At 40.1% G+C, this 14,049-nt stretch carries 14 protein-coding genes and 2 other RNA genes; 11 read left to right on the forward strand and 5 right to left on the reverse strand.

The window, feature by feature from the left end:
• Positions 1 to 62: 62 nt before the first annotated feature.
• Positions 63 to 1,064 (reverse strand): ROK family protein, encoded by a 1,002-nt coding sequence (locus B5D46_RS08235; protein ID WP_078929049.1) that lies wholly within the window; start codon positions 1,062 to 1,064, stop codon positions 63 to 65.
• Between the two features lie 440 nt (positions 1,065 to 1,504).
• Here B5D46_RS08235 and B5D46_RS08240 point away from each other — a divergent pair, with 440 nt between their 5' ends.
• The 11 genes from B5D46_RS08240 (at position 1,505) to B5D46_RS08290 (ending at position 11,622) form a co-directional block, all read left to right on the forward strand.
• The gene (locus tag B5D46_RS08240; RefSeq protein ID WP_031491740.1) at positions 1,505 to 2,065 is read left to right on the forward strand and encodes a 2-oxoacid:acceptor oxidoreductase family protein; all 561 of its coding nucleotides are present in this window, start codon (positions 1,505 to 1,507) and stop codon (positions 2,063 to 2,065) included.
• Complete coding sequence (locus B5D46_RS08245) at positions 2,065 to 3,309, forward strand: transketolase C-terminal domain-containing protein (RefSeq protein WP_031491739.1); 1,245 nt, start codon at positions 2,065 to 2,067, stop codon at positions 3,307 to 3,309. The genes B5D46_RS08240 and B5D46_RS08245 overlap by 1 nt, the downstream gene beginning before the upstream one ends.
• 15 nt (positions 3,310 to 3,324) lie before the next feature.
• A complete protein-coding gene (locus tag B5D46_RS08250) occupies positions 3,325 to 4,386 on the forward strand; it encodes a thiamine pyrophosphate-dependent enzyme (RefSeq protein WP_078929050.1) in 1,062 nt (353 codons plus the stop codon).
• 15 nt (positions 4,387 to 4,401) lie between these two features.
• On the forward strand, positions 4,402 to 6,030 hold the full coding sequence (locus B5D46_RS08255) for an NAD(P)-binding protein (RefSeq protein ID WP_078929051.1): 1,629 nt from the start codon (positions 4,402 to 4,404) through the stop codon (positions 6,028 to 6,030).
• 177 nt (positions 6,031 to 6,207) lie between these two features.
• On the forward strand, positions 6,208 to 6,591 hold the full coding sequence (locus tag B5D46_RS08260) for a hypothetical protein (RefSeq protein ID WP_031491736.1): 384 nt from the start codon (positions 6,208 to 6,210) through the stop codon (positions 6,589 to 6,591).
• Positions 6,592 to 6,991: 400 nt separating this feature from the next.
• Positions 6,992 to 7,172, forward strand: a non-coding RNA gene (gene ssrS, locus B5D46_RS08265) — 6S RNA.
• Between the two features lie 302 nt (positions 7,173 to 7,474).
• Entirely contained in the window at positions 7,475 to 8,116 is a 642-nt protein-coding gene (gene crp / locus B5D46_RS08270; RefSeq protein ID WP_031491735.1) for a cAMP-activated global transcriptional regulator CRP, read from the forward strand.
• Between the two features lie 232 nt (positions 8,117 to 8,348).
• Positions 8,349 to 8,879, forward strand: a complete 531-nt coding sequence (fabA, locus tag B5D46_RS08275) for a bifunctional 3-hydroxydecanoyl-ACP dehydratase/trans-2-decenoyl-ACP isomerase (RefSeq protein ID WP_031491734.1) — start codon at positions 8,349 to 8,351, stop codon at positions 8,877 to 8,879.
• 337 nt (positions 8,880 to 9,216) lie between these two features.
• Positions 9,217 to 9,313: signal recognition particle sRNA small type (gene ffs, locus B5D46_RS08280), an RNA gene on the forward strand.
• Positions 9,314 to 9,339: 26 nt separating this feature from the next.
• The gene (locus tag B5D46_RS08285) at positions 9,340 to 10,968 is read left to right on the forward strand and encodes an AAA family ATPase (RefSeq protein ID WP_078929052.1); all 1,629 of its coding nucleotides are present in this window, start codon (positions 9,340 to 9,342) and stop codon (positions 10,966 to 10,968) included.
• Positions 10,969 to 11,622 carry an HAD family hydrolase gene (locus B5D46_RS08290; protein WP_078929053.1) on the forward strand — a complete coding sequence of 218 codons (654 nt, stop codon included), beginning with the start codon at positions 10,969 to 10,971 and terminating at the stop codon, positions 11,620 to 11,622.
• A 13-nt stretch (positions 11,623 to 11,635) separates the two neighbouring features.
• Here the strand turns inward: B5D46_RS08290 and B5D46_RS08295 are convergent, their stop codons facing one another.
• From B5D46_RS08295 to B5D46_RS08310, 4 genes are all read right to left on the reverse strand, one after another.
• The gene (locus B5D46_RS08295) at positions 11,636 to 12,094 is read right to left on the reverse strand and encodes a hypothetical protein (RefSeq protein ID WP_078929054.1); all 459 of its coding nucleotides are present in this window, start codon (positions 12,092 to 12,094) and stop codon (positions 11,636 to 11,638) included.
• Positions 12,095 to 12,165: 71 nt separating this feature from the next.
• The gene (gene rnt, locus B5D46_RS08300) at positions 12,166 to 12,864 is read right to left on the reverse strand and encodes a ribonuclease T (protein WP_078929055.1); all 699 of its coding nucleotides are present in this window, start codon (positions 12,862 to 12,864) and stop codon (positions 12,166 to 12,168) included.
• A 161-nt stretch (positions 12,865 to 13,025) separates the two neighbouring features.
• A complete protein-coding gene (locus tag B5D46_RS08305) occupies positions 13,026 to 13,325 on the reverse strand; it encodes a hypothetical protein (RefSeq protein WP_078929056.1) in 300 nt (99 codons plus the stop codon).
• Positions 13,326 to 13,681: 356 nt separating this feature from the next.
• Positions 13,682 to 14,049 (reverse strand): RNA-guided endonuclease InsQ/TnpB family protein (locus B5D46_RS08310; protein WP_143675639.1); only part of this gene is annotated, 368 nt, incomplete at its 5' end.

The following is a 14,049-nucleotide window of genomic DNA, read 5'->3' on the forward strand; positions in this document are numbered from 1 at the left end:
AATAGAGCATAAAGACATAATTTATCCATCAGCAGATTTTCCTGAGAATCTGCATGGATAAACTATTTTAATGCCTCAAGACAGAGACTTACCATGCCAGATACAGTATCCTCACGAAGATTGTCTGTAATCTCAATCTTAGGAAGTAACGCCTCCTCAGCAGGTGTACCAAGCTGTTTTTTAAGTCTGTCAATAAATCCCGGTCTCAGAGTTTCAGAATAGATTGCCATGTAGCCAGGATTTAGAACGCACATCACGGCTCTGATGGTTCTGATGGCAAGATCATCTGCCTGCATGGATTCAGATGGCAGCACACCGATATCGTTATACATAGGGAAATATCGAATTTCACCTGCCATACCATCCTTTCCTCTTAATACTGCTCCGTTATAGCAGAAGCCGCAGCCTGGAATTTTACCTGGAACCAGAATGACTCCACTTACATACTCCTGATTCTTGCAGCGCTTATAGCAGCCAAGAGTAGCCGCGTTAATATCAGTTTCAAAGAAAACGGGAATATTAAACTGTTTTTCCAAATGAGATGAAAGTCGTTTTGACTGGCTGTCATGACGAATAGCACTACCGACTCGACCGCCTACATCATCAGATGGCATGGAAACACCGATTACTGAGATCTTAGGGTGTCTGCTTATATAACGTTCCATACCGATCTTAAGCTCATTGGTCTGAATTGAATCAGACTCCTCGATAAGCTCCTCTTTTCTTTCAATACACTCTCCAAAAAGATTATGTACTGAATAGCCGACATATTTGTTGCCTGATCTTTTATATATGGAAAGAATCAGCATCAGCTTGTTCATTTCGTTGAATCTGTATGTGGATGCTGGTCTGCCGTTAGGCATATTGACCTTGCCTGCATCCAGAACCTCTCCTGAAGCAATCAGAAGCGAAATGATCTTGTTTAGAGTTACGACAGAAAGTCCTGTGAGCTCCTTTAGCTTTGAACTGGTACAGACCTGTTCATCATGAAGAGCCTGACGAACCAGCTGAAGATTCTGTTCACGGATCTGTCGGGAGGTAATTGTAAGCGATGTATCAACCATTTTGGTGCAACTTAAATAACATTTATAAACCTAGTTTAATAATACTATTTTTTTTAAATTTGTCAAAAACGAAAAAAAACGAATAATTTAATTAGCATACACTAATTAGAAGAAAACCTAATCTGAGTAAGCCTTTATAGGTATTTTTGTGATAAATATATTTGTTATTCGCATTTGCAAATCAATTGCAAATTACAACTTCAGTTTTAGATATTAATCGCATTTTATGCCCTGTTCTGACATTTTAGAATTGCATGTAAGCCTTATATTTCAAGTTGTTAATAAAAAATTTTTGAATTTTCATTTTTAGACATATTTTCATTATTTTTGTCAATAAATTTTCAGGCATTTGTTAATTTTTTATTTATAACTAAAATTATCTTGACGGTTTCTTCAGGGAACCAATTTTTTTTTACATACACTGCAAACGAGGAGCCTTAATGCTTCAAATTAGATTACATGGCCGTGGAGGCCAAGGTGTAGTGACCGCAGCTGAAATGCTGACTCTTGCAGCATTCTATGAAGGTCATCATGCACAAGCTTTCCCAAGCTTCGGTTCTGAGCGTACCGGCGCTCCAGTGGTTGCATATGCTCGTATTGATAATAAAGAAATACGTACACACGAGCCAATTCAGCAGCCAGGAGTTGTTCTTGTTCAGGATAAGACACTTTTAGGATCTGTTGATGTATTCGGTGGACTTGATCCAAACGGATATGCAATTATCAACTCAAAAGATGCACCAGAAGTTGTTGTACCAGAATTAGTAAAGATGTTACCTAAGGGTCACGTATTTACAGTTCCTGCAACTGATTTTGCTATGCAGAAGATTGGTAAGCCTCTACCAGGTGCTCCAATGCTTTCAGCTTTAGCTGCTGTAACAGATATCCTGAAGCTGGAATCTGTACAGAAGGCATTCCAGGAAAGATATCCAGGTAAGGTTGGTGATGCTAATGCTGAAACCGCTGCCCTTGCATACAACTATATTAAGGGAGTTCTATAATGCTAAAGCAAATCGAAGGTTCATTAGGTGTAGCTGAGGCTGTTGCCTTATGCCGTCCTGGCGTTGTATGTGCCTACCCTATTTCTCCACAGACTCACATTGTTGAAAATGTAGGTAAGTTTGTTAAAAACGGTACCCTAAAGGACTGTGACTTTTTAAATGTTGAGTCAGAGTTCTCTGCAATGTCTGTTGCTATCGGTTCTTCCGTTGGCGGTGCCCGTACCTATACAGCTACAGCATCTCAGGGTCTGCTGTTCATGACTGAAGGTATCTATTCAGCATCAGGCTTAGGTCTTCCAATTGTTATGACCGTTGCATCACGTGCAATCGGTGGCCCTATCAACATCTGGAACGATCACTCTGATTCTCTGTCACAGCGTGATTCAGGCTGGCTGCAGTTATTCTGCGAGTCAAACCAGGACGCTGTTGATACTCATATCATGGCATTTAAGATTGCCGAGAAGGTTGGTCTTCCAGTTATGGTATGTATGGATGGTTTCGTTCTAACTCACGCTTTTGAGAGACTGGATATTCCAGAGCAGGAGACTGTTGACAAGTTCCTGGGTGAGTATCAGCCAAAAGAATATCTGACTCCAAAGGAGCCTGTATCTATCGGTGCTATGGTTGGACCAGAGGCATTTACCGAGGTTCGTTTCCTTCAGCAGCGTAAGATGGCAAAGGCTCTTAAGGTTATTGAGGAAGTAACACAGGAATATCGTGCTCTAACCGGTTCTAAGTCAGGCGGTATCCTAGAGTGCTACAACTGTGAGAACGCTGATCTTAAGATCATCATCATGGGTTCTACTGTTGGTACTGCTAAGGATGAGATTGACAGATTAAAGGCTGAGGGTATCAATGTCGGTATCATCTCCTTAAAGTCATTCCGTCCATTCCCATATGAGAAGGTTGCAGAGGCAATCGGTGACACCAAGCAGGTAATCTGCCTTGAGAGAGCATTCTCATTTGGTGCCCGCGGTATTATCTGCCCTGAAGTTAAGCGTGCTATGGAAGGCAAGAACTGCGATATCAAGACTGTTGTTGCAGGCTTAGGTGGCCGTCCTATCTTCGGTACCACCATCAACGGTATCGTAAAGGATGCTCTTGCAGGCAAGTTTACTGAGGAATTCACCTGGTTTGACATCGACGCTGATGTACTGAACGGCTACACAAAGAAAGCAGAAGGTGTAACCTTCCCTAAAGGTCCGCTAGGTCAGTCAGTTTTAGAAGACTCAGTCAAGGGTTAAGCAGGAGACAGTACAATGTTAGAAAAGATTAAATTCTACCAGACAGGTTCAAACACTGTTGGTAACCGTATGTTAAATCCTGCTATGCGTACAAATCAGGCATCAGAGGATCGTAACAACAGCTTGATTTCAGGTCATAGAGCCTGTCAGGGCTGTGGTGAGGCATTAGGCGCAAGATATGCGATTGATGCTGCTATGAAGGCTACAAACGGACAGATTATGCTGGTTAATGCTACCGGCTGTCTTGAAGTTTTCTCAACTCCATATCCAGAATCAGCATGGAAGCTGCCATGGGTTCACTCTCTGTTCGGTAATGCCGCATCTGTAGGTTCAGGACTTGCAGCTGCTGCAGCTGTTCTTGCAAAGAAGCACGGTGACTCAGTAGTTCCACGTGTTATTGCACAGGGCGGTGACGGTGGTACCACCGATATCGGTTTTGGTCCTCTGTCAGGTATGTTCGAGCGTAACGATGATGTTCTTTACATCTGCTACAACAACGAAGCATACATGAACACCGGTGTTCAGCGTTCATCAGCAACTCCTCCATCAGCAAGAACCGCTACCACTCAGCTGGTTGGTGAACATCCAGGCGCTGACTGGGGTAAAGGTAAGAATGTACCTCTGATTGCTATGGCTCACGGTATTCCTTACGTAGCAACTGCAACTGTAGCTGATCTGCGTGATCTTGAGTACAAGGTAACCAAGGCTATGTCATTCCACGGTGCCCGTTACATTGAGATTCTGGTTCCATGTCCTCTAGGCTGGGGCTTAGCATCAAATGCAACAGTTACCGCAGCTCGTATGGCAATGGAGACTGGTTTCTTCCCTGTATACGAGGCTGAATACGGCAAGATTACTTCTGTACGTAAGATTCGTCAGAAGCAGCCAGTTCTAAACTATCTGAAGCTGCAGCGCAGATATGCTCATCTGACCGGCAAGAAGGCTGATCCAAATGTTGTTGCAAGACTGCAGGCATTGTGTGATGCCAACATTAAGAATTTCGGTCTGTTAGATGATGGTGATTCAGAGCATACACCAGTAGCAATTCAGGCTTACGAGCGTAGCTCAGCTGTTTAAAGGAGATAGTTAATCATGATGAATAAAGCTTTCGCTGTTACCCTTGATCCAGCTACTTCCTTACAGAATCATACTGGTTCATGGCGTACTCTGCGTCCTGTTAATGTGTTCAAGTTGCCACCTTGCAACAATCAGTGCCCTGCAGGTGAGAACATCCAGCAGTGGCTGTACTATGCTGCTGAAGGTGACTACGAGCACGCATGGCGCATTCTAACTGAAGAGAACCCAATGCCAGCATGTATGGGCCGTGTCTGTTACCACACCTGTGAAGGCAAGTGTAACCGTGGCTTCTTAGATGAGAGCGTTGGTATCAACTCTGTTGAGCGTTTCTTAGGTGACTACGCTTTGGAGCACAACCTGTCATTCAAGCGCCCTGCCCGTGAAACCGGCAAGAAGGTTCTGATTGTTGGTGCAGGTCCTGCAGGTCTTTCTGCTGCATATCACCTACGTCGTTTCGGTCACACCGTTCACATCGTTGAAATGGGTAAAGAGGCCGGCGGTATGATGCGTTACGGTATTCCAGTATATCGTTTACCTCGTAATATTCTGGATGCTGAAATCAAGCGCATTACCGATATGGGCGTAACCATTGAGTGCGGCCGTAAGGTTGAGGACATTGAGGCAGAGAAGAAGAACGGCAAATATGATGCTGTAATCCTAGGTCTTGGTGCTTCAATTTCAACCAATGTTGATATTCCTCAGGGCGATACCACCTCAGTTCTGAACGCACTGTCAGTTCTAGGTCAGATTGAGACCACCGGTGATATTCAGATTGCTCGTCGTGTTGCTGTTTACGGTGGTGGTAATACTGCTGTTGACGTTGCTCGTTCATTACGTCGTATCGGTGCAGAACCTATCATTGTTTACCGTCGTAACCGTGATAAGATGCCTGCAAACGAAGAAGAAATGGATGCAGCTATCGAGGAAGGCATTCAGGTTAAGTGGCTATCAACCATTGCATCAGCATCAAAGGATTCTCTAAAGATTGAGAAGATGGAGTTGGATGAGAACGGAAAACCAAAGCCAACCGGTCAGTTTGAGGAGTTACCTGCAGATGCTGTTGTTCTGGCTATTGGTCAGAATGTTGATAAGTCAGTACTGTCAAAGCTGTCTAACCTTGAAATGGAAAAGGATAGCGTTGTAGTAAATCAGGAAACCATGATGACCTCTATTGAGGGCGTATTTGCTGCTGGTGACTGTGCAAGCACAGACAGAACAGTAACCCGCGCTATCGGTATGGGTAAGAATGCTGCCCGCGGCGTAAATGCTTATCTGAACGGCAAGACCTACAAGAAGCCAGAGAAGCATGAAATCGCTAAGTTTGAGGATATGCATCCTTGGTACTATACAGATGCGCCTAAGATGGTACGTGAAGAGCTTGAGGCTGCACGTCGTTCAAATACCTTCGATGAGGTTCAGATTGGTCTGACCGAAGAGAATGCTGTATTTGAGGCTCGTCGCTGTCTATCCTGCGGTAACTGTATGGAATGTGACAACTGCTACGGTGTCTGCCCAGACAGCGCTGTAATTAAGCTAGGTCCTGGCAAGGGATACGAATTTAATTACGACTACTGCAAGGGCTGTGGTGTATGTGCACAGGAATGTCCATGCGGCCACATCAAGATGGTTCCAGAGCAGATCTAGTTCTATTGAAGCATTAAATTGTGAGGCTGTATATCCAAAAGGTATACAGCCTTTTATATATAATGGTGTAGAACTATATACAGATATAATGATGTATTGTTATACTGATTATATTGGTTACATGACTAATTTGAGCATGTATCTGTCGCAGACACAACAGCAGGGATTAACTTACAAATGGATTTTAACTATCTCAGATACTCTCTTAGGTGTTTTTTTGATTCTGATTTCAAGCGCGAAGAGATTGCAGATATTTTAAATGCAAAAGAGCCAGAGAAATTCTCAAGAGCTTATCTGAAAACACTTGGCTTTAAAGAGGCAAATGAAGCCAGGATGAGAATTAAGTTTCGTATGCTGATTGATAAGGCCTATGCTGACAATGTTCCCTTAGGCGATGAGCTTGGTGTGTATACAACTCCAGAGGATGCGTATCTTGCAAGACAGAGATATATCGCAAGATACACCAAATTAGGCGAAACCATGGCAACTGTAAACAAATTCCTTTTAATGATTGTTCTTGCCATGTTCTCTATTGCCATTGTGCTGCTGTTTTCACGCTGATTATTTATTCTTTTATTTAATAACTCCCTGTCCTGAGTTCCAGTCTATGAACGTTAAGTCTTAATGTATGCTTTACATCTGTTAAGAATAGTACAGAGCAGCAACATCTATTATATAAACCAGGATAAATGAAAGCCACGCCTTAGAAATTTTAGAAAAGGTATTATTGTTATTACAGACGGTATGCCTGATTTCGTAAATGATGATTTGTAATGTTTTGTTACATATCAAATTTTAATAAGAAAAATTCCTGATTAAAGCTATACATTTGTATCATGACCTATACTTATATATAGGTGGATGTTTAGTAAAAGAAACAATATGAAGCTGGCAGAGAATTTAAAATTGTTTTTGATAAAACAATCTGTTAGCATAGATTTACGGTAAGCATTTACCACAGAATTCCCTGGGGTGCGATCAAGTTATTTGTACCCTGAGCCGATATCTACAGACATTGGTGTCTTCCTGATTATGGTGTGCAGGCCCGGATTGCCCGCGGAAGCCTAAGTAGTCATCTGATGCCAAACTTGAACACACTGGTTCAAGGAGTCAAGAATAGCGGATTCACTTCCGGGGTACCAAAATGAAGCACCCTTCCGATATTCAGTTCTGAAAATTAATTTTTGTATAGTACAATTTACAATATTTTCAAAAGCTAATTCATAAAATCGTGAATTAAGTCACTATATATACAAAATCTCAGTTTAAATATGCCTAAGCTTTAACAAAAAAATATTTACATATGTATAATGAAAATATCTTCAGAGCTCATTATTTAGTTAGCGGTTCATGCCTCTACAGCTTTGATTGCTGGGCATAACCTTAATATGAATTCTAAGTTGAATTTATTTTTTTTAATTTGGCTATTTTAGAGTAAAAAAAGATGTCTCCTATTATAAAACCACAAACTGACACTACTATCAGTTGGTTCTTAAGTCAGTGCCACATTCACAAGTACACTGCTAAGAGCACAATTATTCACGCTGGCGAGAAAGCTGAAACCTTATACTACATTTCAAAAGGCTCAGTTGCTGTTTTAATTAAAGATTCAGACGGTCATGAAATGATCCTAAGCTATCTGAATCAGGGTGACTTCATCGGTGAGGTAGGTCTTTTCGATGAGTCAGAGAATCCAAAGCGTACCGCTTGGGTTAAGGCTAAGACATCTTGTGAAATTGCTGAGGTTTCATACAGCAAGTTCAAGCAGTTAGTTCAGGTAAATCCAGAAATTCTGATGCGTCTGACCGCTCAGATCTCACGTCGTCTGTCAGCAACCTCTGCTAAGGTTGGTAACCTGGCATTCCTGGATGTTACCGGTCGTATTGCTAAGACTCTTGTTAATCTGGCTCATCAGCCTGAGGCTATGACTCATCCTGATGGTATGCAGATTAAGATTACACGTCAGGAAATCGGTCAGATTGTTGGCTGTTCCCGTGAGACCGTTGGTCGTATTCTGAAGATGATGGAAGAGGATCATCTGATTACCGCCCATGGTAAGACTATTGTGGTATTCGGTACCAGATAGTAATAACAAAAGAGACTATTTGAAAAGCTGAGTCGTATGATTCAGCTTTTTGCTATTTAAAGCATACATAAATACTCTTTTATTGCTTATACAGCTAACAAATCTGAAAACACTCTTTCTTTTGCTGTATAATGTTACGGATTTATAATCTTATGAAGAAGACTGCAGATAAGATATGCAGTAGTTTTAAAGATTCTTATATAGTGTTTTATATAATTTAGGAGCATACATAATGCCTTCATTATTAGAGCGAAATATTCACTCTTTTGATAAGAACGATCTTTTAGCTTGCAGCCGTGGTGAATTATTCGGACCAGGTAACAGTCAGCTTCCTGCACCAAACATGCTGATGTTTGACAGAATCACCGATATCCAGAATGAAGGTGGTGAATTTGGTTTAGGCTATGTAAAGGCTGAGCTGGATATTACCAAGGATTTATGGTTCTTCCAGTGTCACTTCCCTGGAGATCCTGTTATGCCTGGCTGTTTAGGCCTAGATGCTATGTGGCAGCTTGTAGGCTTCTTCCTGGGCTGGAGAGGTGGTCCTGGTAAAGGCCGTGCTCTAGGTGTTGGCAAAGTTAAGTTCAAGGGCGAAGTTTTAGATCACGCTAAGCTTGTTACCTATGAAATTAATTTAAAGAAGGTTATTGAGCGTGGTCAGCTGATCATGGGCATTGCTGATGGCAAGGTTTATGTTGATGGTGAGCACATCTATACAGCAGAAGATCTTCAGGTTGGTCTAATCCCACCTAAGAAGGCTTAATAGATTATCTTCTGAGAGATTTAATCTTTAGAAAGATACCTTCATTCATTTTTTATCTGCAATGCTTTTTCTAAATTGTGCGGTAAAGATAATGAGGGTATTTTTATGTCCGGTATTTCTTTTTTTCTTTAATTATCATTTAACTTTTATTCTGCTCTATTAGCTGCAGACCTCCTGTCTTTTCTAGAGTTTTCTTGTTTTTTCTATAAATTCTATGCTTAATTGTCATTGAATGTGTCCCAAGAGATTGGCTTATATAAGCTATATTCTTTTTTCTACCGTGATTTACTCTTGCAATTAGACCTTTTTTCTTTTAAAATACAAAGGCTTTATGGGGTTTCAGCCCTCGCGTACTTGTTGAAGGTTTAATTGGTCAGGTTCGGAAGGAAGCAGCCAGGGTCTTTATACAAGGTACCGCGAATCGGTTGAAATCCCACCCAATGAATCATGGTGGTCATCTATGAATTCAAATTCTCAGGTATACTCTACTCTCTCCGATTTAGTCTTATCCGATCAGGTATATAAAGATAAAGCTGATATGCTTTTTAAGCTTATCTCTGTTATGGAAGACCATGACGGCCTAGGTTCACCTGGTATCTTTATGATGATTAGACCTCGTGGCTTTGGACTGTCTCTGATTTCTCAGTCCATTCAGAACCTTATTAAAATGGATAATGAGAACGATAATGAGCTTAGCATCAATACCACTCCAAAGATAATCACTACTTATCAGAGTAAACAGAATAATCTTTTTAATCAGGGAGTAGCAGCAGACACCACCTCAGCAGATTCCACACTGAAAGAAGATTCAGTTAAAAAAGCAGAGGAAACAAAGGTAGAAGAAGCTCCAGAGATTACAGCTGAGGATTCAGAAGCTAAAGCAAAAGAGGAAACCTCTATTCTTGATGATATCAAGAACTATATTGAAGATCTGGTTTCAGAGAAAAAGGAAGAGAAAGCTGACGATTTTTCAGATCAGAGTTCTATTGATGAAATCAACAAGAATGCCTCATCTCAGGATCTTCTGGTAGCAGATGAGATTGATGCCATCAAAACCTTTTACAATGTAAAAAAGAGACCAGTCTTAAGCCTGGATTTCAAACATCTAAAGGCAAAAAATCCAAAGGAATTCTCTGAAGGTCTTCTGGATATTCTGCAGGAGCAGTTCTGGATCAACCATATTGAATCTCATATTGATCCATACCAGACTCCTAAGGCTTATTTTGATAAGCTTCTGCATGAGCTAAATAAGAAGTACCCTTCCATCAAGATTTCAATTCTGATTGATAACTATGATGTTCCATTTATGGTTGCTTCAGAGTTTGAGCATGAACAGTGTGAGGAGTCAGTCTGTGATTATCTTGATATGCTCAATGTCATCAAATATTCTAACCGTACTGTTAAATGGTGTCTGTTATCAGGTCATATCAATTTCTCATTAGCATCTGAGACCTCTGAAGGTCTGCCTCTGGTTTATGATCTTTCATCAGAGCCAATGTTTGCAGCTTTATTTGGCTTTACACGTGAAGATGTAAAAGAGGTATATGAAAAAGAGATTGAAAAATTCAGTGAGAATATGAGGATATCTTCTGAAGAGTATCTTGATATGCTGGAACAGTGCTATGGCGGATTCTTATTTGCTGATAATGATGAGCTTTACAATCCGAACTGTCCTAAGATGCTGTGCCCTGCCTGTATTGCTCACTGTATGACCAACAACGGCAAACTGCTGCCATATTCAGCTTCAGGAAAATACGATTTTCTAAAGAATGCTCTTATAAATAATCCTAGGAACTTATCCTGGCTTTATGGTAAGGATGGTCAGGATCCTTTATTCTCAGATTCAATTGATACTGATGTTAAGGGCAAGCAGCTTGGCAGTCTTTTAATTCAGCTTGGCTTTGCTACCAGAACAAAGGTTATTATCAATCACTCCGATTCGTATGTAACCTGGAGATACCGTTTTGAGTTCCCTAATCTTGATATGAAGAAGACCTTTGATTTCATATCTGGTGAATGTTCAGAACAGGATTTAATAAAACCTTTAGAAGTAAAGACAGAAACAACTCATGATTACGAGGAGGACTAAGTGAGTCTGGCATTTTTTGATATGGACGGTACTCTGGTAGGTGGAGATACTAATGATATTACTCTTCATCATTTTGTTAAGCTTGGCATCGCTCCATCAGATATGCTAATAAAACTATCCGAGTGTGAAAGGAAGTTTTTTGAAGGTTCTCTTGATATCAATGAGTTTGTAAGATTTGCTGTAACTCCCCTTTTAAAACTGTCAAAGGATGAACAGTATAAGGTTCTGCATGAAACTGTTCGTGACTTAATAATTCCTCTTGTAAAACCCGGAGCTAAAAGAGCTTTGGATTTTCACAAGAGACGAGGAGATCGTATCTTTATTGTTACCTCAACCTGTGATTATATTGTTGAGCATGTAGCGTCACTGTTAGGTATAAGCGACTATATTGCAGCACCTATGGAAAAGGTAGACGGCAGACTTACAGGAAAACAGTGCGGAATTGTTCCTTATCAGGAAGATAAGGTTAAGCGCATCAATGAAATATTAAAGAAAGATAATCTGTCTTTAGAGGACTCTTATGCATATGGCGATTCTATAAATGATCTGCCAATGCTGATGATGTGTACTCACCGCTTTGCAGTTGATCCAAATGAAAAGCTTTTAAATCATCCTGACTTAAAAGCTCTCGAGGTTGTTAACTGGAAGGAATGATACAATTTTTACATTAAGGGATTCTGCTTGTTACAGGGAAGGATTTAGCTGACATTGAGATTGCTTCAATGGTTGTGGACTTGTTATTGTCCTTCACTGTTCCCCAGATAAAGAACTCACTGGTATTAAAGAATCTCTCATTTAAAACGAAGCTCTTACCTAAGTCTACAAACAGACCGTCTCCAGCATCGTCGTGGAACTCATAGATTCCTGCGTCTGCACGTCTTACAAAAACACCTCTTAGCAGTACATAATCACCTTCTTTGGCTACCTTTTTAACACCTTTAACAGAATTTGGAGCATCAGGACGGATGTGATTATGAGTAAAATCATCTGACACGCCTTCTACTTTAACATTTGAATCACTTATAAGATTCTCATGCTGTGCAAAGGTATAACCACCAACACAGACTGCAACTATGATCAGAACAGTAGTAATGTGTTTTAGCATTGATTTCATTATGTACTGCATATTCCTCCCCCTCTCTATTTTGATTTTATTTTTATTCACTTAGATTAGAGGTAGGAATATCTATATTTAGGTTACTCAGTTTTTGATTCTTCAACAGAGCTCTCAGATGAAGATTTCGTATAGTCAATTTCTTCAGTTACAGGCTCAGGTACACCACAGAAGGTTGTGAACTTGTTGAAGATCTTGCAGAAAAGCTGACACTCCATTTTGGTGTCATACTCAGCACCGTGAGCCTTATCAAGATCAAACTCAATACCTGCAGCAATACATGCCTTTACAAGAACACTCTGACCATATACAAGCATTGATAAGGATGCAGTATCACATACAGAGAAAGGATGGAATGGTGAACGCTTATAGTTTAAACGCTCGGTTGCAGCCTTAATAAAGCCTAAATCAAAGGAGCCGTTATGTCCTACCAGAATTGCCCTTTTGCACTTGTTTGCCTTAACCTTCTTGGAGATGGCCTTGAACATCGGAATCAGAGCTTCTTCCTCAGACACAAGATTGCGTGATTCATCAAAAGGGTCAATGCCTAAGAAATCAATATTGGCCTGTTTTATTAGAGAACCAGGAAAAGGTCTGATATTGGCATGGAACTGCTCATCGGGAACAAGCATGCCCTTCTCATCCATCTTAACAGTCATCATTGAAACTTCAATTAGAGCATCGGTCTTAGGATCAAGACCTGCAGTCTCAACGTCAACAATTACAGGATAGAACTGACGAAATCTGTCTTTTATTGAATACTCGTTAATAATATCTGACATATATTCTAATCTTTATTAAAGTCGCAACCAATAAAATCAAAAGGACAAACCACTCTACTTCAAATAATAGAAGGTTTTATCCTTTAATAAACGACTTGAAAACGCAGATTCTGCGATTAGGTTAATTATTATTGTGAGTATTTTAACAGAAACACATGCCTTTATATATGGCCTTTTGAAAAACTGGATGCAGCTTTAATGCATGAGTGCATATTCTGATATTCGCAGACTTCTTCTAGAGATTGAACTGTAACTGGATGATGTGATTTTGTATTTGAAGAGATGCTGTCGTGAGACAACACATGATTTCTATATTCACTTCCGAATTTAAAGCAGGCTCTTGAATCACCAAGATTACATCTGTCCTGCAGGCTCCCCATATTATCGTTATTTAAAGCAATTGCACTTAAAGAAATGACAACACCTGATAATAAAGATAATAAAAGCAGACTTTTTTTCATGTAAATTGAATCGCTCCGTGTTTTTCAATTGTTAGAAAAGGGAAAATGCTTAAACAGCTGAACGAAGTATAGGACATTAATCACATTTTGCAATAATTAAACATGATTTTATTATTTATCGAAGTAAAAAAATTATCTTTAAATTGTTTTACATGTAATTTATTTCTTTCAAGTTGAATTAGTAAAGTAACTTACCTCAAGTTTTGCATTTCGATTTAATCTAAAAAACGTTGTTTTAATGTGGTGCTAGACAGCATCTTTATAACTTTTATCAGTTAGTATTGAACTGCAAAAGTTGAGTTAGTAATCTTTGACATCCTCCTCTTGATGAAGCAAGAGGATTCCTACTGCTGACATTACTGTTCAGCTTCAGAGAGTTCACAGTGCTGACTCCTTTTGGAGTTCACTTCCTGTGCTATCCGGGCCAGTCCGGCCCTTAGGATATTTCCCGCTGCATTTTCATCTGCATTAGCTGTATATCCACAGTTCGTACAGCAGAAATGAGCCTGAGTACTGCGATTGTCTTTTGAGACATGACCGCATTTAGGACAGGTTCTGCTGGTATTCTTTGGGTTAATCTGTAAAAAGATATGACCTCTCTTTTTCTGCTTGTATTCAAGCATCTTAAAGAATTGACCCCAGCCTTCAGACAGAATTGAACGGTTAAGTCCTGACTTTGCTTTTACATTCTTACCAGGATTTAACAGGCTTCCTTTTGCACTTT

The organism is Succinivibrio dextrinosolvens DSM 3072 (genome assembly GCF_900167015.1).
GTDB lineage: Bacteria > Pseudomonadota > Gammaproteobacteria > Enterobacterales > Succinivibrionaceae > Succinivibrio > Succinivibrio dextrinosolvens.